General features: G+C 66.3%; 17 protein-coding genes. 4 read left to right on the top strand and 13 right to left on the bottom strand.

The annotated features are described in order from the left end of the window. Nucleotides 1-37: 37 nt before the first annotated feature. Nucleotides 38-1,084 carry a PE-PPE domain-containing protein gene (locus CWS39_RS15515; protein ID WP_102143814.1) on the bottom strand — a complete coding sequence of 349 codons (1,047 nt, stop codon included), beginning with the start codon at nucleotides 1,082-1,084 and terminating at the stop codon, nucleotides 38-40. Nucleotides 1,085-1,193: 109 nt separating this feature from the next. Further along, a complete protein-coding gene (locus tag CWS39_RS15510) occupies nucleotides 1,194-1,916 on the bottom strand; it encodes a GAP family protein (protein ID WP_102143813.1) in 723 nt (240 codons plus the stop codon). 437 nt (nucleotides 1,917-2,353) lie between these two features. Between CWS39_RS15510 and stf0 the strand changes: the two genes are divergently transcribed. Both stf0 and CWS39_RS15500 read left to right on the top strand, forming a co-directional pair. Further along, complete coding sequence (gene stf0 / locus CWS39_RS15505; protein WP_102143812.1) at nucleotides 2,354-3,160, top strand: trehalose 2-sulfotransferase; 807 nt, start codon at nucleotides 2,354-2,356, stop codon at nucleotides 3,158-3,160. 173 nt (nucleotides 3,161-3,333) lie between these two features. Beyond that, nucleotides 3,334-4,749: a condensation domain-containing protein gene (locus CWS39_RS15500; RefSeq protein WP_102143811.1), complete on the top strand. Its 1,416-nt coding sequence runs from the start codon at nucleotides 3,334-3,336 to the stop codon at nucleotides 4,747-4,749. A 21-nt stretch (nucleotides 4,750-4,770) separates the two neighbouring features. Here CWS39_RS15500 and CWS39_RS15495 read toward each other — a convergent pair whose 3' ends face one another. Together CWS39_RS15495 and CWS39_RS15490 are read right to left on the bottom strand one after the other, a co-directional pair. Then, nucleotides 4,771-6,510: an AMP-binding protein gene (locus tag CWS39_RS15495; RefSeq protein ID WP_102143810.1), complete on the bottom strand. Its 1,740-nt coding sequence runs from the start codon at nucleotides 6,508-6,510 to the stop codon at nucleotides 4,771-4,773. An 85-nt stretch (nucleotides 6,511-6,595) separates the two neighbouring features. After that, entirely contained in the window at nucleotides 6,596-7,246 is a 651-nt protein-coding gene (locus tag CWS39_RS15490) for a LysM peptidoglycan-binding domain-containing protein (RefSeq protein WP_102143847.1), read from the bottom strand. An 86-nt stretch (nucleotides 7,247-7,332) separates the two neighbouring features. Here CWS39_RS15490 and CWS39_RS15485 point away from each other — a divergent pair, with 86 nt between their 5' ends. Then, complete coding sequence (locus CWS39_RS15485) at nucleotides 7,333-8,202, top strand: alpha/beta fold hydrolase (protein WP_431306135.1); 870 nt, start codon at nucleotides 7,333-7,335, stop codon at nucleotides 8,200-8,202. On the opposite strand, the gene CWS39_RS15480 is transcribed toward CWS39_RS15485, so the two are convergent. The 9 genes from CWS39_RS15480 to CWS39_RS15440 all read right to left on the bottom strand — a co-directional run bounded on the left by CWS39_RS15480 (nucleotide 8,199) and on the right by CWS39_RS15440 (nucleotide 20,519). Then, the gene (locus CWS39_RS15480; RefSeq protein ID WP_102143808.1) at nucleotides 8,199-10,379 is read right to left on the bottom strand and encodes a substrate-binding domain-containing protein; all 2,181 of its coding nucleotides are present in this window, start codon (nucleotides 10,377-10,379) and stop codon (nucleotides 8,199-8,201) included. The two genes, CWS39_RS15485 and CWS39_RS15480, sit on opposite strands and share 4 nt — an antisense overlap. A gap of 54 nt (nucleotides 10,380-10,433) precedes the next feature. Next, nucleotides 10,434-12,632 carry a malate synthase G gene (locus CWS39_RS15475; protein ID WP_102143807.1) on the bottom strand — a complete coding sequence of 733 codons (2,199 nt, stop codon included), beginning with the start codon at nucleotides 12,630-12,632 and terminating at the stop codon, nucleotides 10,434-10,436. A gap of 52 nt (nucleotides 12,633-12,684) precedes the next feature. After that, complete coding sequence (locus CWS39_RS15470) at nucleotides 12,685-13,560, bottom strand: 3-methyladenine DNA glycosylase (RefSeq protein ID WP_102143846.1); 876 nt, start codon at nucleotides 13,558-13,560, stop codon at nucleotides 12,685-12,687. After that, nucleotides 13,553-14,605, bottom strand: a complete 1,053-nt coding sequence (locus tag CWS39_RS15465) for a hemolysin family protein (RefSeq protein WP_102143806.1) — start codon at nucleotides 14,603-14,605, stop codon at nucleotides 13,553-13,555. The genes CWS39_RS15470 and CWS39_RS15465 overlap by 8 nt, the downstream gene beginning before the upstream one ends. Next, nucleotides 14,598-15,953: a hemolysin family protein gene (locus CWS39_RS15460; protein ID WP_102143805.1), complete on the bottom strand. Its 1,356-nt coding sequence runs from the start codon at nucleotides 15,951-15,953 to the stop codon at nucleotides 14,598-14,600. Before CWS39_RS15460 ends, CWS39_RS15465 begins: the two co-directional genes overlap by 8 nt. Nucleotides 15,954-16,137: 184 nt before the next feature. Next, nucleotides 16,138-17,574, bottom strand: coding sequence for a GuaB1 family IMP dehydrogenase-related protein (locus tag CWS39_RS15455; RefSeq protein WP_102143845.1), 1,437 nt, complete (start codon nucleotides 17,572-17,574; stop codon nucleotides 16,138-16,140). Nucleotides 17,575-17,668: 94 nt separating this feature from the next. Further along, nucleotides 17,669-19,123 carry an NADP-dependent phosphogluconate dehydrogenase gene (gndA, locus tag CWS39_RS15450; RefSeq protein ID WP_102143804.1) on the bottom strand — a complete coding sequence of 485 codons (1,455 nt, stop codon included), beginning with the start codon at nucleotides 19,121-19,123 and terminating at the stop codon, nucleotides 17,669-17,671. Between the two features lie 41 nt (nucleotides 19,124-19,164). Next, complete coding sequence (locus CWS39_RS15445) at nucleotides 19,165-20,088, bottom strand: M56 family metallopeptidase (RefSeq protein WP_102143803.1); 924 nt, start codon at nucleotides 20,086-20,088, stop codon at nucleotides 19,165-19,167. Between the two features lie 14 nt (nucleotides 20,089-20,102). Continuing rightward, on the bottom strand, nucleotides 20,103-20,519 hold the full coding sequence (locus CWS39_RS15440) for a BlaI/MecI/CopY family transcriptional regulator (RefSeq protein ID WP_102143802.1): 417 nt from the start codon (nucleotides 20,517-20,519) through the stop codon (nucleotides 20,103-20,105). 215 nt (nucleotides 20,520-20,734) lie between these two features. On the opposite strand from CWS39_RS15440, the gene CWS39_RS15435 reads away from it, so the two are divergent. Beyond that, complete coding sequence (locus tag CWS39_RS15435; RefSeq protein WP_102143801.1) at nucleotides 20,735-21,511, top strand: iron reductase; 777 nt, start codon at nucleotides 20,735-20,737, stop codon at nucleotides 21,509-21,511. The last annotated feature ends 84 nt before the right edge of the window (nucleotides 21,512-21,595 follow it).

The following is a 21,595-nucleotide window of genomic DNA, read 5'->3' as shown; positions in this document are numbered from 1 at the left end:
CCACTGCTCCGCTGACAAGGCAGCGGAGCAGTTCGGTTCAGCGCTTGCGTTTGGGCAGAAGGCCCCGAAGCTGATTCGCGATGCCCTTGGTGACGACAGGGGAGACAGCGGCGGTCGGGACGTTGACGGCAGGTCCGGTGATGGCGGGCGCCGGGATGCTCACGGCTGGAATCCTGACCGGCAGGGCAGGCCGCCAGGGCGCTTGGGGCGCAACGTCATTGCGGGTGTACGCAGCGTCCACGACGGGCCGCAACGCTGTGTCGACGCGCTGTGCCATCTCAGGTGACAGGCCCGCCATGTCCTGCAGCGCCCGGGTCATCGGCAGCTGTTCGGTGCGGATGAAGTACGTCGTCGTGGTGGCACCCTTGCTATTGGTCGTCACCGAGACGTCCTGGGGTGGCACCCTGGCGGGGTCGGAGAATGCCGTTGCGGTGTGCCCGTAGTAACCACCGGCCATGATCGAATTCAGAACGGCCACAAGGTTTTGCGGCCGGTCGGGCGGATCGGAGAAGATGTCGTACTCGCCCACGATCTCGATCGTGTCGTATTGGCTTTCGACCGGCGCCGGAACGGTGTAATCGATGATCGGAACATGAGTGCCTGGCTTGAACATCCGCCCGAGCAGTCGGCCCGGATCACCAGCTTTGATGAACGTCAGCTGCTCGGGTGGCGGCGCGGAGGGATCGTTGGCAAGTCGCCGCTGTTCAGCATCGAGGGCGAGTGTTCCTTGCGAAAGTCCAGTGACCACAATGGGTCCATTGGTGCCCCGGATCGCGGCGTCGAGATTGTTCGTCCCGACAGCCACCGACTCACCCACGGTCGGTGAATCCACGCCCGTGATCGGCCAGACGCTGCCCGGGTAGGGGATGACCTCACGGGTGGCGCCGGCGCTGTTGTAGTAGTTCGCACCGATTTCGGGCTGCGTCGCAGGATTGAACCGGTACAACGCGCGCAACGGTTTGTACGGCGACGGCGCCGTGCCGGGGACGATCAGCGCCGTCTCGCCTGACGCGACGCCGGTGCCCAAAACGCCCGCTGAGCTCAGCATTCCGAGCGCGACGGCACCAACGAGCAGTTTGTTCATGGCTCCTCCTTGGATGCCTGACACATATCGGCTGCCATCGCCAACGGGTATGACAGAAATATTAACGTTGCCGGAAGCCGGCCATGCTGGTTTGACGCCATTGCCGACATCACAGACCCGTTCCGCCCAGGGCGAGCATGGCGCATCCGGCCACCGCCACCAGCGCCGCGGCATCTCGGCGGCTTCGTGACTGTAGCCATTCGTGCAGCGCGGCCATGCATTCGCGAGTCTTCTGCGGCGCAGCCAGGTAACTCACCAGCGGGATCTCGGCGAGCGTGAACGCCAAGACGTTGAACACGACGAGGGCCTGTACCTGCACCGCCGGTGCGGCGCCGGAGGCAAGGATGATGGCCATCGCCGCGAGGTAGTTCGCGGATGGCAACGCGGTGCCTAACCCGCTCACGCCCGCAACCCACAGTGAATCACCTTGCAGGAGTTGCCGTATGCGTGCGGACACCTTCTCGAGGCTGCTCGCCGGTGCCGGTTCCATGACGGCCACTCCTGCGTTTCCGCCCACAGGGGCGTCGACCGGCGCTCGACCACCTGTCTTGCGCGACGACACATTCGTGGCCAGCAGGACGGCGACGAGCAGGGCCAGCAACCCGATCGCGATCTGGATCTTGGCCATGGTGACGTGTCCGGAGACCAGTGGCGTGGACCGGAAGATGAACAACACGACCAGGCCCAGGCCGACGCCCATGGCGAAACCGCCGCACAAGAACGCGAGCAGTTGAAGCATCGGGCGCGGCCTGTTCAGCATGAGGACCGCTAAACCAAGCCGTATCGGTTCGAATATCACCGCGATGCCCATCACAAGGACGGCGGTCCACACCGTCGCAATGCTACTCCACCTCCGGCGTCGTTGGGTGCGTTCAGATCGCCGGAATACCAGGGCTTTTCGCACATGCGGACGGTCTTCCCCACAACGGTTTGCGCCGACGCGACCGGCATACGGTGGTGGGGACGACCGGGATGAAGTTTGCTGGCTGTGGTGGGCGATACAGTTCCGACTACTCAGTAACCACGTGAATTGCCCGAGTGGAAGTTGCTGAGTCTGGCTGCGGATTTCATACTTGTCGTGTGCGTGCGCAGGTGCTCGAGATGTGACAACTGACGACGTCAAATTTGCAATCGGACGCGGCCCAAATGCATATCTGCTATACCAGTAGTACGGGGCAGAAGGAAGGGGTCGAAACCCTGCAGCGGTTTGTTTAATGTAGGTACGGATTGCATGTGTCCAGCGTGAGTCGAGTCCCGTTAGGCGTTTTGGTGGTGGATAATCCCTCGTCGTATCTGGTACTCGCATCACAGCGCACCGGCAGCACGTTGTTGGTCGAATCGTTGCGGGCCACCGGCGTCGCCGGCGAGCCGCAGGAGTTTTTCCAGTATCTGCCCACGACCAGCCTGGCACCACAACCACGCGAGTGGTTCGCGGGAGTGGACGATCCCTCGATCCTTCGCCTCCTCGACCCCCTCGACGAGGGCAAGCCCGACCACGCGCCCGCAATCATCTGGCGCGACTACGTCCGCACCGTGGGCACGACCCCCAACGGCGTGTGGGGCGGCAAGCTGATGTGGAACCAGACGCCACTGTTGATGCAGCGGGCGGCTGGGCTGCCGAATCGCTCGGGCGATGGCCTGCTCGCGGCGATCCGCGACATCATCGGCTCGGACCCGGTGTTGGTGCATGTGCACCGGCCCGATGTAGTGGCCCAGGCGGTGTCGTTCTGGTTGGCGGTGCAGACGCGGGTGTGGCGGGGCAGACCCGACCCGCACCGCGATGCCCGGGCCCAGTATCACCCGGGAGCCATCGCCCACATCGTGAAGCTGCTGCGCGCTCAGGAGGAAGGCTGGCAGAACTGGTTCGCCGAAGAAGACATCAAGCCGATCGATGTGTCCTACCCGATGCTGTGCCACAGTCTGCCCGAGGTGGTGGGCACCATCCTCGATGCGTTGGGCCTCGAACCGCTATTGGCCTCGCCCGAGCCCGCACTGCAACGTCAGGCCGATCAGCGTTCGGACGAATGGGTGGCCCGGTACTGGGAGGACGCCGAAAAGGAGGGTCTGCCGACGTGAAATTTTTTTACACAGCCGTCAACAACATTCGATAGGCTGACGGATCATATGAGCGGATACCGGGGCGCGATCGGGTTGAGGGACGAATTCTGTTTCTCGACAGCCGAATTCGATCAGTACGGCTCGCACAGGTCCGACTGTGTCGATGTGCAGGTCGAGGTAGGGGAGCAGACGTGTTCGCGATAGCGACCATCGAGGCGTGGGAACCGGGACCGGGTTCCATCGTCTGCTGGCATGCGTCGCCGTCAGCGAGGGCAAAAGCCGCTATCGCACCGGTAAGCGCGGTACCGCCCAGCTACCAGCAGGCCCAGCATCTTCGGCGCTATCGCGACCACGTGGCCCGGGGCCTCGACATGTCCCGGTTGATGATCTTCACGTGGGACATGCCCGGTCGATGCGATATCCGCGCGATGACCTACATCCTCAATGCGCACCTGCGCCGGCACCACACCTACCGCAGTTGGTTCGAGTACACCGACGGCGATCGCATCGTCCGGCACACCATCGCCGACCCCGCCGATATCGAAGTGGTTCCAACCGAACACGGCGACATGTCGGCGGCGGAATTGCGCACGCACATCCTGGCGCCGCACCCGCTGCAGTGGGATTGCTTCTTGTTCGGGATTGTGCAAGGCGCAGAACGGTTTACATTCTATGCAAGCATCGAACATCTCTGCGTCGACCCGATGGTGATGGGAGTGCTGTTCGCGGAGATCCACATGATGTACGCCGCCCTGGTCGGCGGATCCGCGCCCATCCAACTGCCGCAGGCCGGCAGCTACGACGACTACTGCATCCGGCAGCACGAGTACACGTCCGCGCTGAGCGTAAAGTCCCCGGAGGTCCGCGCCTGGATCGAGTTCGCCGCGAACAACGGCGGAACACTTCCGCGATTCCCGCTGCCGCTGGGCGACTTGTCGGTACCGTGCGCCGGTGATCTACGCACCGTGACGCTGTTGGATCGAGGTCAGACCGAGCGTTTCGAAAACGCGTGCATGGACGTCGGCGCCCGATTCAGCGGAGGCGTGTTCGCCTGTGCGGCACTGGCCGAGCATGAATTGACAGGGGCTGACGCGTTTTACGGACTGACCCCGATCGACACCCGCGCCACCCCAGCCGAACTCACGACGACGGGCTGGTTCACCGGATTGCTTCCGGTCACTGTTGCTGATGCGGGAACGTCTTTCAGTGATGCGGTCTGCGCCGCACAAAGTTCCTTCGATTCGGGCTCTCACCTGGCGAAGGTGCCGTTCGACCGCGTGGTGGAGCTTGCGCCGCCGAGGCTGGGGCTGGGCAGGCCTCAGCCGGGCAATCTCGTCATGTCCTATCTGGATGCCAGCATCGCTCCGCTGTCCACCGTCGCCAACTCCGACCTGAACTTCAGGATCCACAACGAGGGCCGAGTTTCGCACCAGGTCTCGCTCTGGGTGACCCGCCTCGAACACGAAACCACGGTGACCGTGCTCTTTCCGAACAATCCGGTCGCCCGCGAATCCGTTGAGGACTACATTGCGGCGCTGAAGTCCGTGTATGTCCGCGTCGCCGAGGGCTGGCGCACCGGCCGCCTGCACAAGGCCGCCACGGCCTGAGCGCGTTGCGAACGTGCCAGGCTAGCCGTCTAGGCGCGCAAACTCGTTGCGGCGGTACATTTCGCCGCAAGTGGCACGTCTGATCTTGCCGCTGGTCGTAATCGGAATCGAACCGGGCGCCACCACAACGAGATCCGCAACGCTGAGACCGTGGGCCTTGGAGATCGCCGACACGACATCGTTTTTTACGGCCGACAGCCTACGCATCGCGTCCTCGGCGTCTTCGTCGCGTTTCTTGACTTCGATGATGGTGACGAGCTGCTCGGTTCGCTCACCCATCACCGAGATCGCCGCCACCCGACCACCGGTTATCTCCTGGACCGTCGCTTCGATGTCCTCGGGATAGTGGTTGCGCCCGTAGACGATCAGCAGATCCTTGATGCGGCCGATGATGAACAGCTCGCCGTCGAAAATGAAGCCGAGGTCCCCCGTTCGCAACCACGGCGCTTTCGGGGTGCCGGGCGACGGATCGACCAGCTGTGCGCCGAAGGTGTCTTGTGTCTCTTGGGGTTTCTGCCAGTAGCCCATGGCGACGTTGTCGCCGTGCACCCACATCTCGCCAATCGTTCCGGCGGGACACTCGCGCCCGGTGTCGGGATCGACAATCCGCACAGTCGGCGACTGCGGCACCCCGTAGCTCACCAGCGGTGTGCCGCCGCCGCTGATGCACCGCTTGGCGTGACCCGCGGAGAGCTTCTCGGATTCGAAATAGATGATTTCCGGCGGTTGACCGGGCAGACGCGTGGCCACGTACACCGTGGCTTCGGCCAGTCCATACGCCGGCCGAATCGCAGTGTCGCTGAAATTGAACCGGGCGAACCGGTCCGTGAAACGCTTGAGGGTCGCAGCGTGTACCCGTTCGCTACCGCTGAGAATGCCCAACACGTTTCCCAGGTCGAGGCCGGCCATGTCGTCGTCGGACGTTTTCCGCACGGCCAGCTCGAACGCGAAGTTCGGCGCCGCCGTCATCGCGTGGGTATTGCTCGCCAGCAATTGGATCCACCGGGCCGGTCGCTGCAGAAACGCAATCGGACTGGTGAGTACTGTGCGGAAACCACCCAAAATGGGCGCGCAGATCCCGAGCACCAGGCCCATGTCGTGGTAGAAGGGCAACCACGACACCATCGTCGTGTCGGGCGGCGCGACCTTGCCGTAGTTGGCGAAGAAGTCCGCCATCATCTGCTCGAAATTGGCCATCAGATTGCGGTGGGAGATCACCACACCGGCCGGCAGTCGCGTCGACCCGGAGGTGTACTGCAGATACGCGGCGCTCGGACGCTGACCGCCGGCCGTGGAGCGGGCGGGCGAGTCGTAATCCAGCAGATCGACTTCGATGACGGCTGGGGGAGAATCCCCTTGTGCCTGGGCATACTCTGTGACGTTGGCAACCACCGATGAGGTCGTGAGGATGGCCGTCGGAGAGGCATCTCGCAGCACTGCACCGACCCGCTCGTCATGCGCGCCGGGCTGGGGCACCGACAGCGGAACAGCGATGAATCCGGCTTCCATCGCGCCCAGAAACGCCGCGATGTAGTCCAGTCCCTGGGGTGCCAGGATGACGGCCCGATCACCGGACGATCCGTGCGGACGAAGGCTCTCGGCAACGGTCAGCGTGCGCCGATACACCCCAGACCAGGTCAGCGTTTCGGCCACGCCGGACCAGTCGTGCTCGTAATCGATGAAGGTGAACGCCGTGTCGTTGGGTTGCAAACTGGCACGTTCGCGTAACACAGTCAGGATCGAAGGCTCAGTCCGCGGCATCACGTCGAGCTTAGGCAATCCCGTCCGGAGTCGGGTACTTACCGTGAAAGTCCACGGAAAGCGGTGCGCCGCAGCTTCAGCCGCCCTACTCGAAGGACGGGAAGTAGATGAGCTGCCCGACAGTGATGCGGTCCGGATCGGAGATCAGATTCGCCGCCGCGACAACCTTCACCAAGGTGAGCGTCCGGTCGTCGCCGTAGTCTCCGTAGTTGTCTCCAACCAGTTTCCACAGCGTATCGCCGGCGACCACGGTGTGACGCCGGTTCAGACGCGGCCGGATCAACACGGTGTCCGGCGCCGGTTCGGGGTCACTGAGCTCGTTGGCGATCGCGATGATCGGCCACAGGTTGGCGTCGCCGTACCAGCGGTCCGATAACACCGGCAGCGTTTCCCCGGCAACCACGGTGTGGTGACCGGGATTTGCGAGGTCGGGAATCAGCAGCCACTCACCGACGATGAGATCACGCTGGGCGGCGCCGTTCGGGATCTCGAACACTTCGCTCAGATTCTCGTTGCCGTAAAAGTGTTGGGCCAGGCTCTTTTTCGTGTCGCCTGCCTTTACCTGGTGACGGAAGGTGACATAGGGAATCTCCAGCTCCTGGCCGACCACGATGTGAGCTGGATCGGCAAGGCCGTTGGCGGCTGCGATCACGAGATGACGCCGGCCGTCGCCGTAGAACCGTTCGGCGAGGCCCCAGAGGGTATCGCCGCTGATGACTTCGTATTTGTTGGTCATGTACGTCAGCTTGCGCCGGCCCGCGGCGCCCTTCACGAGTAGTCCACTACTCGAAAATCACAACCGTTGCTAGCGTCGAACAGGTGATGCCACCGACCGTCTGCCAGTGGCGCGACGCCGGCCGCTGGGTGCAGGCCGGTCCGGGTTCGCTGTTCGTTCGTTCGCAGGGCGGGAGGGACCCGACGGTGTTGCTGCTGCATGGCTATCCGTCGAGCTCGTTCGACTACCGAATGGTGTTGCCGCATCTGGGCGATCGCGCGTGGCTGACCATGGACTTCCTCGGGTTCGGCCTGTCGGACAAGCCCCGGCCGCACCGATACAGTCTGCTCGAGCAGGCCGACCTGGTGGAGACGGTGGTCGCGGACACGACTAGCGGCCCGGTGGTCGTGGTGGCACACGATATGGGTACCTCGGTGGCCACCGAACTGATGGCACGAGACCTGCAGGGCCGCTTGCGTTTTGACCTGCGGCGGGCGGTGCTGTCCAACGGCTCCATCATCCTGGAGCGGGCCAGCCTGCGCCCGATTCAGAACCTGTTGCGGTCTCCGTTGGGCCCGCTCGTCGCGCGACTGGCCAACCGGCAGATGTTCACTCGTGGCTTCGCGCGACTGTTCGGCACCAACCATCCCTTGTCAGCCGAGGAAGCCGCCGCCCAGTGGGCGCTGTTGAGCCACAACGACGGCCACCGCATCGCGCATCTGCTCATCTCCTACCTCGACGAACGCGTGCAATACGCGTCCCGCTGGCACGGCGCGATCCGCGAGTGGCCCAAGCCGCTGCACTTCTTATGGGCGCTCGACGATCCGGTCGCCACCACGAATGTGCTTGACGGATTGCGGGAATTGCGCCCAGCCGCAGATGTCATCGAATTACGCGGAGTCGGGCACTACCCACAGCTGGAGGTGCCGGAGGTGTTCGCGCGCAGTGCGCTGAGCCTGCTCGAGGTCGCGGGCTAACCGAGCATTGTGGTGATCGCCGCGGTCAGCTCGGGCGACGCGGAGTTGTTGAGGTTCTGGTAGGTGCCGCCGGTTGTCTGGGCGACAGCTTCCCACGTGGACCGGTCGGAGTCGGAGCCGAAATCGATGACGTTCACGGCGACCGGACGCGCCGGGTCGAAGGTATCGCGAATGAACTCCTGCAGCCCGGGGCCGTCCAGCGTTTGGTCGGTGTGTGGCCCCTCGGTGATCACCAACACCGAGTTGCTTTGTCCCTCACGGAAGTTCGCCATCGCCTCGTTGTACACCAGCCGCAGCGTGGTGAACGACACCGCGCCGCCCGACGTCGACGACAACGAATCCAGCGCAGTGGTGAGCGCTTCCGAGCGCGGCGCGCCGTCGACGGGTTCCGAGAGCGGGCCCATCGCCACCTGGGATATGCCTGCAGTGCCGTCGAACGTCCACAGCCCGACGGCCGCATTCGACGGGAGTGCTTCGATCCGGGGGATCAGCGCGTTGACGACGTTTCCCATCCGCGTGTTGGGGCCCTCCGAGGTGGGCATTGCCCGATCGAGCATGATCGTGACGGCTGCGCCCTGCGCCGCCGCCGGAGCGGTCAGGACATTGGCCAGCGTCGCGCGCATTGCGTTGTCGCCCACCGAAAGCGGGGCCGACACCGGGGCGAAACTGGTGACGTCGCTCTGTGGAGGTTCGCCGCCTTCGGTGCGGAATCCGGCTTTGGCCAGTTCGGCGAGTTGCTCGGGTTTGCGCATGAACCGGGCGAATTCGCTTGCCGCGGTCACCTGTTCTCCGGACAGCCAGTTGCCGCTGAGCAGCACGGTCGGATAGTCGGCGATAGGCGTCGGGCCGGGCGGCAGCCAGGAATCCAACGTGTTCTTGGCGTCGTCGAGGGACGCGCCGCGCTGGAAGAGTTGCTGTTCGGTGGTGACCACCGCGTGCACGGGTGCAGTTGCGGGATCGGACGCGTTCACCAGGGCGTCCATCGCGGTGGAGGCCTGGTTGTCCGAGAGCTTGGGCTGCCCGCCGACCAGGGTGTTGACCGCTGGAATCCCTGCGCTGGCGGGGGCGCCGGCCGGGGCGGATGCGGCCGCCACCGCCTCGGCGGCCAGGTAGGAGGCGTCGCTGTTACCGCGGACCGGCAGCGCGAGTTTCAGCGATCCCCAGCCCTGCAGATTCAGCGCGTCCAGCGCGGTGGGATTGGTCTGCAGTTCCGGCAGGGTGCCCCAATTCTGCTGCGCGAGAGCTTCTTTGAGCTGTGGACGGATGGCCAACAACACCGGTGAGGTGACCAATGACCGGCTGTCGCTGATGGTCTGGGCGCCGGCCACCGCTTCGAGTCGCGCTTCGGACACCTTGCTGGCCGGGATCCACAGCGCCGGCCGCTCGCCGAGTTCGGCGGGCCAGGCGTTGACAAACCCGTTGACCACCTGATCGGACTCCACCGCCTTGACATGCACCTTCACGCAACGATCACCGACTGGATCCGCGGTGTCGTTGTATCTGGTGGCCAAGATCTGGACGGGTTCGGCGATGGCCGGATCCGCGACCACCGCGACGGCAAGTTCGCCTTCCACGCAGGTGGCCGCCGCGACATCGCTTCGGTTGGACAACGCATCACCGAAGAACCGCCACAGGATGAATGCACCCACCACGACGACGACGGCCACCAGCGCCGCGATCACGCCCATGCTGACGCCGCGCCGCCCCGACACCACAGCCCGGTGGCTGCCGGTCCACTCGCCACCGTCCCAATCGGCCCCGTGCTTGGACGGCGGCGACGGCGGGGGAGTCGGCGGCTTGGCGAACCGGGAGGTGCTCACCTCCGGCTCGGGTTCGGGATAGTCGTCGTAAAAGTCCGGTTCGCGATACTGGGGCTCGCGATACTGGGACTCGCGGTATTCGGGCGGCCCGAATTCGGGTTCGCCGTAACGGGTGTACTCACCGCGGCGGTAGCCGGGCTCGGAGTAGTCGGGCTCGGGATACTCAGGTTCCCGATACGGGGACTCTCGATAGTCAGGCTCGGTGTACTCGGGTTCGCGATAGCCGGCGTCCCGAGAGTCTGCGAACCCGGGCCCGTAGTCCGGTTCGTAGTCGCGCTCGTACCGCGGCGCCGAAGGTTCCTCGGGTGGCCGCTCGTCGGGCGAGTCGTCAGGATCGGGAATGCTGTGCCTACCCATCCCTACCCCTGTACTCGCTTCCGTCTACCGGTCATCACCTGCGCCGCAGTCTAGTCACTGCTGCGGGCCGGCGACCTTGGCCTTAAATTCCCGACGGCGCCGGTGCAGGATCGGTTCTGTGTAGCCGTTGGGCTGCGCGGTGCCCTGCAGGATGAGGTCCTGCGCGGCCAGAAACGCAACGCTGGCATCGGGGTCGGGCGCCATCGGCCGGAACTCCGGATCCTTCTCGTTCTGCTTGTCGACGACCGCCGCCATCCGACGCAGGCTGGCTTTCACGTCGTCTTCGGTGATGACGCCGTGGCGCAGCCAGTTGGCCAGCAGCTGGCTGGAGATGCGCAGGGTGGCGCGGTCCTCCATCAGCGCGACGTTGTGGATGTCGGGCACCTTCGAGCAGCCCACGCCGGCGTCGATCCAGCGCACCACGTAGCCGAGGATCGACTGGCAGTTGTTGTCGACCTCTTCGCGGATCTCCTCGGGCGCCCAGGCCAGTTCCTTGGCCAGCGGGATGGTGAGCAATTCGTCGATCGTGGTGCGCTTCTTGCCTTCCAGCTCCTTGTGCACCGCGAACACATCGACCTGGTGGTAGTGCATGGCGTGCAGCGTCGCCGCCGTCGGTGACGGCACCCAGGCGGTGGTGGCGCCGGCCTTGGGCTGGCCGATCTTCTGCTCGACCATGTCGGCCATCAGGTCGGTCATCGCCCACATGCCCTTGCCGATCTGCGCCTTGCCGGAAAACCCGGTGGCCAGGCCGATGTCGACGTTCTGGTCCTCGTAGGCCTTGATCCAGGTGCTGTTCTTCATGGCGCCCTTGCGGATCATCGGCCCGGCCTCCATCGAGGTGTGGATCTCGTCGCCGGTGCGGTCCAGGAAGCCGGTGTTGATGAACACGACGCGGTCGGCGGCGGCCTTGATGCATGCCTTGAGGTTGACGGTGGTACGCCGCTCCTCGTCCATGATGCCGACCTTGAGGGTGTTCTGCGGCAGCCCGAGCACGTCCTCGACGCGGCTGAACAGCTCGCAGGTGAACGCCACCTCGTCCGGTCCGTGCATCTTCGGCTTCACGATGTAGATCGAGCCGGTGCGGCTGTTGACCAGCGGACCGTTGGCCTCGCCGGACTTCAGCCCGTGCATCGCGATCAGGCTGGTGAACAGCGCGTCCTGAATGCCCTCGGGCACCTCGTCGCCGTTGTCGAAGACGATCGCGTCGTTGGTCATCAGGTGGCCGACGTTGCGCACGAACAGCAGGCTGCGGCCGGGCAGCGTCAGTTCACCGCCGTCGGCGGTCTTATACGTGCGGTCCTGGTTGAGCACGCGGGTGAACGTCTTACCGTCCTTGGTCACCTCTTCGGCCAGGTCGCCCTTGTTCAGGCCCAGCCAGTTGCGGTAGCCCAGCACCTTGTCGTCGGCGTCGACCGCGGCCACGGAGTCCTCGAAGTCCATGATCGTGGTGACCGCGGATTCGAGCACCACGTCTTTGATGCCGGCGGCGTCGGTGGAGCCGACGGGGGATTCGGGGTCGATGAGGATCTCGATGTGCAGGCCATGGTTGCGCAGCAGCACCGACCACGACGGTGAGCCGAGCTCACCGGTGTAGCCGACGAACTGCTCCGGGGCGGCCAGCCCGGTCGACAGGCCGTCGCCGTAGGAGATCAGCAATTGCCCGTCGTCAATCTTGAGGCCGGTGGCCTCACTCCACGATCCGGCGGCCAGCGGCGCCGCCTCGTCGAGGAAGCCGCGGGCGTAGGCGATGACCTTGTCGCCGCGAATCTTGTTGTAGCTGGTGCCCTTTTCTGCGCCGTCGGTTTCCGGGATGACGTCGGTGCCGTACAGCGCGTCGTAGAGCGAACCCCAGCGGGCGTTGGCGGCGTTCAGCGCGAACCGGGCGTTGAGGATGGGCACGACCAGCTGCGGGCCGGCGGTGGTGGTGATCTCGTCGTCGACGCCGGAGGTGGTGATGGTGAAGTCGTCGGGTTCGGGCTCCAAATAACCGATTTCGACGAGGAACTGCTTGTACGCCTCGAGATCGATCGGCTCGATGACGCGCTGGCGGTGCCACTTGTCGATCTGGGCTTGCAGTTCGTCGCGGCGGGCCAGCAGATCCCGGTTCTTGGGCGTCAGGTCGGCGACGACTTTGTCCACGCCCGACCAGAACGTGTCGGGGTCGAGGTCGGTGCCCGGCAGTACCTCGTTGTTGATGAAGTCGTGCAGCACCTTGGCGACGCGCAGGTTCCCAACCGGCACGCGATCCGTCATGTGTTTCCTCCCTACAGCCGTCGACCAAGCTTACCCGTGGGTAACGAGCGGGCTAATCGCCCTCGACCAGCGTGAGCAGCGCCTCACACCGGTTGGCCAGGGTTGCGCGCAACGGTGCGGCCCGCTCAGCAATCTCTTGCTGGGCCCGCACGTACTCGGCGCGGCCGGTCGACGTTTCGACGGCGATCGGCGCGAATCCGTAGCCGGACAGATCGTACGGGCTGGCCCGCATGTCCAGTTCGCGGGCGTCGGCGGCCAGTTCCAGACAGTCCATCAGCAGCTCGGAGGCGATCAGCGGTCCCAGCTTCAGCGACCACCGGTACAGGTCCATCCCGGCGTGCAGGCAGCCCGGCTGTTCGGTGGCGATCTGCCGGTCGCGGGTGAGCCGGTCGGAGTTACGCCTGGCAGCGGGCGCGGTGAAGAAGCGAAACGCGTCAAAGTGGCTGCACCGCAACGGCATTGATTCGACGACGGCATCGGTCCCGGCGGCACCCAGGCGCAGCGGGACGTAGGCGTGGCGCACGGTGGACGCCCGGTACACCATTGCCCACTCGTGCAGGCCGAAGCAGTTCAGCCGGGCCGGGCGGGCGGCGGTGGCGCGCAGCAGCTCGGCGATGAACCGGACGGCGTCCGCGCGGGCCTGCAGGTAGTCGCGGCTCACCGTGACGCCGGCGGGGTGCGCGCCATAACCGCTGTAGCCGAGGTAGCGATGCGCCGCCTGCCCGCCGAGCACCACGCCGAAACCCGGATGCCAGCGGCGCAAATGCCGCGGTCGGGCGTTGTAGTAGGTGAATAGGAAGTCCCAGACCGGATGCGCCACGCCGGCGCGCTGACGCTGGACATGTGGTTCGACGAAGTGCTGCACCCGCTCGCGGTGGGCCCGCTCTCGCGTCGTCCAATCGCCTTCGTGCAGAAGGGAATCAGACACGATGTGTCCCATCGCGCACGGTTCCCACCAGATCCTCGACCAGGTCCTCCAGCGCGACCATCGCGGTGACCCGGCCGTCCGCAGCGGTGACCAGCGCCAAGTGCGCGTTGTCACGGCGCAACTTGGACAGCGCGTCGGGCAGCGGCAACGACGCCGACACCCGCGGCAGTGGCCGCACCATGGACCGATCCAGCACCGCGTCAGGTTTGTCGGCCAGTGCCAGCACGTCCTTGATGTGCAGGTATCCGATGAATTCGCCGGCGGCGTCGGCGACCGGGAACCGCGAATACCCAGTGTCGGTCAGCGCCCGTTCGACGGCGCCGACGGTCGGCCCGGTGCCCTCGGCGGCGACCGGCACGGCGTGGATCTCGTCGAGCGGAACCGCCACATCGTCGACAACGCGGGTGCGGATCTGCAGGGCGCGGGTCAGTCGGCCGTGCTCTTCGGGATCGAGCAGACCTTCCGACAGCGATTCGGCGATCATCTCCGACAACTCGACCGTCGAGACCGTGACTTCGAGCTCATCGCGCGGCTGGACCCGAACCGCACGCAACGTGACGTTGGCGCACCAGTTGTAGAACGCAATCAACGGCCGGGCCAAGCGAATCCACACCAGATACGTCGGGATGAGCAGCATGGCCGTGGTCTCCGGGCCGGCGATGGCGATGTTCTTCGGCACCATCTCGCCGAGCAGCACGTGCAGCGTCACCACGATCGACAGCGCCACGAAGAACGACACCGTGTGCAGCACTGCATCCGAGATGCCCACCAGGTGGAAGGGCTTCTCCAGCAGATGCGCGACCGCGGGTTCACCGACCCGGCCCAGCAAGATCGAACAGATCGTGATACCCAACTGGGCGCCGGCCAGCATCAGCGACAGGTTCTCGCCGGCCCGGATCACCGTGACCGCACTCTTCTTGCCCTGTTCGGCCAGCGCCTCCAGCCGGTCGCGGCGGGCCGAGATCAACGCGAATTCCGAACCGACGAAGAACGCGTTGACGCCGAGCAGGAGCACCGTCAGCAACACACCGAGAAGATCACCCATCGTGGCCTCCCCGCCGGCCCAATTCGGTCAACTCGAGCACGTCGATGCGTCGGCCGTCCATCCGCACCACGGTGGCCAGCCAGCGCACCGGATCCTCGAGCGGTCCGTCGGGATCGAATGCCGTCAGCTCCACTGCTTCGCCGGCCTCCGGGATATGGCCCAACTCCTCGAGTACCAGTCCGCCGATCGTCTCGTATTCGCCCTCGGGCGCGCGGAATCCGGTCTGGGCGGCCACCTCGTCGATGCGCAGCAGCCCCGACACCCGCCATCCGCGGCCCGCTGCGACCACGTCCGGGGTGGCGTCGTCGTGTTCGTCGCGGACATCCCCGACGATCTCCTCAATCAGGTCCTCGACGGTGACCATGCCCGCGGTGCCGCCGTATTCGTCGACGACCAGCGCGGTCTGCAGACCGTTGGCGCGGATCTGCGTCATCACCGCATCTCCGTCCAGCGTCGACGGCACGGTGGCCACAGGCAGCGCCAGCACGGCCAGCCGGGTCCGCGCCCGTTCGTCGTGCGGCACCGCGAAAACCTGTTTGACGTGCACCACCCCGATGGTTTCGTCGAGATCGCCGTCGGTGATCGGGAAGCGTGAATAGCCCGTCCTGATCGCGGCCTCCACCAGATCGGCGACGGTGTCGTCGGCCTCCAGCGCCTCGATCTTCGAGCGCGGCGTCATCAGCTCCTCCGCCGTGCGGCCACCGAACCGCAGAGAGCGGTCCACCAGCACGGCCGTGACCGGATCGAGCGCCCCGCTGCGCGCCGACGTGCGTACCAGCGACACCAGCTCCTGCGGCGAGCGCGCCGAGCGCAGCTCCTCGGCCGGCTCGATGCCCAGCCGTCGCAGAATCCAGTTCGCGGTGCCGTTGGTCAGCTTGATCAACGGCGTGAACAGCATCGAGAACAACAGCTGCGGGCCCGCGGAGGCGCGCGCGGTCGGCACCGGCCGGGCCACGGCGAGGTTCTTGGGCACCAACTCGCCGAACACCATCGACAGCGACGTCGCGATCAGGATCGCCAAAACCAGCGCCAGCCCGCCGGCCACCGCGGGAGGGAGTCCCAGCGCGTCCAGCCCCGGGTGCAGCAGCCGCGCCACCACCGGCTCGGCCAGGAAACCGGTGGCCAGAGTGGTGATCGAAATACCGACCTGCGCGCCCGACAACTGGAACGACAGCGTGCGATGGGCACGCCGCACCATCTGGTCCCGGCGGTCACCGCTGCGCGCATTGGCCTCGACCGTGCTGCGCTCGAGCGCCGTCAGCGAGAATTCCGCGGCCACGAACACCGCTGTCCCCGCGGTGAGCGCCACGAACGCCAGCAGGGAAAGCAGCGACAACGCGACGTTCATCGTGTCGCGACCCCATGTTCGCCGGGCCCTGTGCCCGGCTGACTAGAGGAAGGTTCGGACTCGGACGGCTCGTGGGCTGGCCGCGGTGTCCGGCAGGCCCGATCAGAACCGGGGGCCTCGGCGGGTGCCTGCGGCACGTGATCCCTTTCGCTTGAACTCGTCAGGAAAGAACCATATTAACGGCTCACCACCCGCTCGGAAGCGGATGACCTTCGGCGTAACCGGCCGCGGACTGCACCCCCAGCACCACTTTCTCGTGAAGTTCGGCGATCGTGGCGGCGCCGACATAGGTGCAGGTGCTGCGCACCCCCGACGTGATGTGGTCGAGCAGGTCCTCCACGCCGCCGCGCGACGGGTCCAGACCCATCCGCGAGGTGGAGATGCCCTCCTCGAACAGGGCCTTGCGAGCCCGGTCGAATGAACTGTCCGCAGCGGTGCGCGCGGCCACCGCCCGCTTCGACGCCATGCCGTAGCTCTCTTTGTAGGGCTGGTCTTCGCGGTCGCGCATGAGGTCGCCCGGGGATTCGTAGGTACCCGCGAACCAGGACCCGATCATGACGTTAGAGGCGCCTGCGGCCAGTGCCAGCGCGACGTCACGGGGATGACGGACGCCGCCGTCGGCCCAGACGTGGCCGCCGAGTTGCCTTGCCGCTGCGGCACATTCGAGGACCGCCGAGAATTGTGGACGGCCCACGCCGGTCATCATCCGGGTGGTGCACATGGCGCCGGGGCCGACTCCGACCTTGACGATCGACGCGCCCGCGCTGATCAGGTCACGGGTCCCCTCGGCGGAGACCACGTTTCCCGCCGCCAAGGGGAGGCCCAGATCGAGGGAGGCCACCGATTTGATCGCGTCGAGCATCTTGACCTGATGGCCGTGCGCGGTGTCGATCACCAGCAGGTCGACACCGGCCTCGGCGAGCGCGCGGGCCTTGGCGCCCACGTCGCCGTTGATGCCGACGGCGGCGGCGATGCGCAGGCGCCCCGCGGCGTCCACGGCGGGGGTGTAGATGCCGGCCCGGACCGCACCCCTGCGCGTGAGCACGCCGGCCAGCGTGCCGTCCGGATCCGTCATCACGGCGACGTCGATCGGCAGGTGTTCGAGCAGGTCGAACACCTCGCGCGGGTCGGTGCCCACCGGGGCGGTGACGAAGTCGGACACCGCGACGTCGCGTACCCGGGTGAACCGGTCCACGCCCACGCAGTTGGCCTCGGTCACCAGGCCGATGGGGCGGCCCTCGAAGACGACGACGGCCGCGCCGTGCGCCCGCTTGTGGATCAGCGCCAGCGCATCGGACACCGAATCATCGGCGCTGAGGATGACGGGGGTGTCCACGACGAGGTCGCGGCTCTTGACGAAATCGACCGTCTGCTTGACCGCCGAGATCGGAAGGTCTTGGGGCAGAACGACAATCCCGCCGCGGCGGGCCACCGTCTCGGCCATCCGCCGACCCGCGACCGCGGTCATGTTCGCCACCACCACCGGAATGGTGGTGCCTGATCCGTCGCCGGTGGACAGGTCGACGTCCATCCGCGACGCCACGTCCGAGCGGCCCGGGACGATGAAGACGTCGTCGTAGGTCAGGTCATATGGCGGGGTGTGCCCGTCGAGAAAACGCATCGACACCGAGTCTAGATGGCCCAGTAACTCGCCGAGCAGACGCAGAATGGCACGATTTGGCCCGCTAGAGTGCGATTCTGCGTCTGCTCGTCGTCTAGGCGGGCACCTCGGACCGGTCCCCGCTCCACAAGGTGTGGAACTTCTGGTCCGGGTCGGCGTCGATGCGGCCGTAAGTGTGCGCCCCGAAGTAGTCGCGCAGACCCTGCGTCAGCGCCGCAGGCAGCCGTTCGGTGCGCAGGGCGTCGTAGTAAGACAGCGCCGAGGAGAATCCGGGGATCGGGATGCCGAGCGCCGTCGCCGTCACCACCACGCGGCGCCAGCTGTCGATGGCCGACTCCACCGCGCTGCGGAAGTACGGTGCGGCGATCAGCGTGGCCAGCTGCGGATCGGTGTCGTAGGCCTCCTTGATCCGGTTGAGGAACTTGGCCCTGATGATGCAGCCGCCGCGCCAGATGGTGGCCAGGTCGCCGGGCGTGATGCCCCAGTTGTACTCGGCGGATCCGGCCTGGATCTGGTTGAAGCCCTGGGCGTAGGCGACGATCTTCGAGGCGTAGAGCGCTTGGCGCACGTCCTCGGTGAATTTCGCCGCATCGCCGGGCTTTTCACCCAGCATGCCCGCTGCCAGTCCGGTCGCGGCTCGCCGCTGCGCCACCGAACCCGACAACGCACGGGCGAACACGGCTTCGGCGATGCCGGTCACCGGGACGCCCAGGTCAAGTGCCGACTTCACCGTCCAGCGGCCGGTGCCTTTCTGCTCGGCCTCATCGACGATGACGTCGACGAGCGGCTTGCCGGTCTTGGCGTCGGTCTGGCGCAGCACCTCGGCGGTGATCTCCACCAGGAAGCTGTCCAGATCGCCGGAGTTCCACTCGGTGAACACGTCGGCGATCTGCGGCGCGGACAGGCCGAGCCCGTCCCGCAGCAGCTGATAGGCCTCGCCGATCAGCTGCATATCGGAGTACTCGATGCCGTTGTGCACCATCTTGACGAAATGACCTGCGCCGTCCGGGCCGATGTGGGTGCAGCACGGCACCCCGTCGACGTGGGCGGAGATCTCCTCGAGCAGAGGACCGAGGCTCTCATAGGACTCCTTTGGCCCGCCCGGCATGATCGACGGCCCGTTGAGAGCGCCCTCCTCGCCGCCGGAGATCCCTGCGCCGACGAAATGCAGGCCGCGCTCGCGCATCGCCTTTTCCCGACGGATGGTGTCGGTGTAGAGCGCATTGCCGCCGTCGATGATGATGTCGCCTTCCTCCATCGCGTCGGCCAGCTCGTTGATCACCGCGTCGGTGGGCTCGCCGGCCTTCACCATGATCAACACCCGCCGCGGTTTCTCCAGTGCGGCAAGGAATTCCGGAATCGTCTCGCTGCGGACGAATTTGCCTTCCGACCCGTGCTCGGCCAGCAGCGCATCGGTCTTGGCGACCGAACGGTTGTGCAGCGCAACGGTGTAGCCGTGCCGGGCGAAGTTGCGGGCGATGTTGGAGCCCATGACGGCCAGACCGGTGACCCCGATCTGAGCGGTGCCGGCAGTAACAGATTCGCTCATACGGCGCCTTTCATTGTTTTGTTGTGGCACAGGGGGTTTCGTTACACGAAGAAGAGTCGATGCAACTCGGTGAGCCACGGCACCGCAAGCGCGACGGTGGGCACCACGAGCACGGCGGCCGCGGCGGTGTAGGCGCTCGCGGCCAGGGCCAGGCTGTTGCCTCGGCCGCCGAGCCGGCGTACGCGCAGCAACGTGGTCGGGCCGCCTGCGGCCAGCGCTCCCGACGGCGGTCGACCGGCGGCGCAGGCGACCAGGGCCCGGGCCAGGGGAGTGGGGCCGGTGGCGCGGACGGCGGCGTCGTCGGCGAGCAGTTCGATCAGCAACTTGACCGCGTCCAGCGCGCTGGCGCTGCGGACAAATCGCGGAAATGCGGCGTGCACCGCGGTGAACATCTCGAGCACCAGGTCGTGGCGGGCGCGCAGGTGGGCGCGTTCATGAGTCAGGATGGCGGCGACTTCGCGGTCCGACAGCGTGGTCAAGGTGCCTTCGCTGACCACCACCCGGCTGCGCACCCCGGGCAGGCAGTAGGCGAGCGGCTGATCGACGTCCAGCACGCGCAGACCGCTGCTGCGGTGCGGCTTGCCCACCAAATCGACGACCATTCGGTGGTGGGCCCGGCGGCGGCGGGTGGCGATGGCGACCTGCACCACGGCGATCATCAGCCGCGCCCCGATCAGCAGGGTCAGCGCGAGCACCACCACATAGAGCAGCCACAGCGGCCAGCCGAGCGCATCGATTTCGCTGATGATGGTGGCGGTGGGGCGACCGTCCGGCCCCGGCACGAACAGCCGGCTGGCGATCGCGATGCCCGCGGAAAACGCCGACAGCACCGCGGCGAGCGCAATGGATTGCCAGAGCACGACGGCGGCTCGCGGCGCCCGCAGTGGCCAGGACGCACGCGCCAGGATTGCCGGCACCGGCCCCACCAGGAGCAGTGCGACGATGCTGAAGGCCAGCGCGGACACGCTGTAAGTCTCTCTCAGCCGGTGCCCGGATTACCAGCAGGCCGGGTAACGCGGACTTTCGCCTCCAGCTCGGCCAGTGCGCGGCGCAGCGCGGCGGCCTCGTCGGCGCCCACGCGCTCGACGAAGTGCACCAGCGCAGCCTCCCGGCTACCGGAGTCCGCAGCCTGGTCGAGCGCGTCGACCATCAGGCCGGCCACCAGCTCGTCGCGGCCGTGGGTGGGCGCGTAGCGGTGGGCCCGGTCGTCGCGGTGCTGCACGACGAGATTCTTCTTCGCCAACCGCTGCAGCACGGTCATGATCGTGGTGTAGGCAAGATCGCGCCTGGCGGCGAGGGCCTCGTGCACCTGGCGCACGGTTTGCGGCTCACGCGCGGACCACAGATGGTCCATCACCTCGCGCTCGAGGTCACCCAGACGCGTCATTTTCGCCATGTTCCGTTCACTCTCTTGAGCACTGAATTCAGGGTACTACGGGCTTACTACCGTGTGTCGTATCCATCGGCGGACGTGACGCCTCGGCCGTCGTCGGCGTCCTTCGGCCAAGGTCAACCGCCGTTCTGTGACGTGATGTGAATCGAGTCACAGGGACTGGCCCCCGAGATGCCGGTGACTATAGTAAGGCTAACCTAAGTCACTCGGGAGGCTTCATGACGGTTGTGGTCGACGATCCGCTCATCGCAGGCATGGCAATCAGGCGGATGCTGCCGTTACACGAGTCCAGCAGGCGACTTCGTGAGCTGTATCCGGAGTGCCCGAGGGTGTACGGCGTCGCGGTGATGGGCGATTTGTCCCGTCGTCGGTGGTGGCCGCTGGCCGAGGCGGTGACGACCGATCGTCTCCGGCGGATGTTCGACGTTGCCGCCGACGAGATGGACAGCCGCACCGCAGCCGCCCAGCAACTGGCCGCGACCCTGGCCCACGTGGTGGTCGGACGGGTGGTGCCGCTCGTGGTGCTCGAGGGCCGCGCCTGGGACACCGGGCTGGAGAACCTGTGGGTGCACGTCGATTCCGAGGGGGCCATCGACTGGGTCGGAGTCGTCGATCCCACGCTGCGAGCCCTGCCCGACGACCCCTTCTTCGCGGACCGTCCGGACCGGCTCGGCAGTGCCACCCGCGACGGCATCGTCGCGCTGCCCAGCGAAGCCGCGCTGACCACCTGGATCGCGCATCGCAGCCACCGCGCCCTCGACCCGTTGTTCCGCCGGCTGCTGGAGGTCAGCGGGGGAGCCATGGCCATCTCTTCGATGTGGAATATCGTCGGCGCCGCCGTCGTCAGCGCCGCCACCCAGGTGCCGCTGCTGGCCGGCTCGAGCGAGTTGACCAGCATGCGCCGCGGCCAGGCCGTGCTCGACGCGCTGGTCGGCTTCGGGCTGCCCGTTCGCGGCACGAGCCGGGCGATGGCAGGGAAGGGGTTGCTTAATTAGGCAAGCCTTGCCTATCCTCTAGGCACGAGACCACCGGACCGCGCCGGAGTCCTGAGGGCTGCAGAGACCCCCGGTCCACTCGAA

It is taken from the genome of Mycobacterium hubeiense, from assembly GCF_002838065.1.
Taxonomy (GTDB): Bacteria; Actinomycetota; Actinomycetes; order Mycobacteriales; family Mycobacteriaceae; genus Mycobacterium; species Mycobacterium hubeiense.
This window is presented reverse-complemented; position numbering and strand designations above follow the sequence as displayed.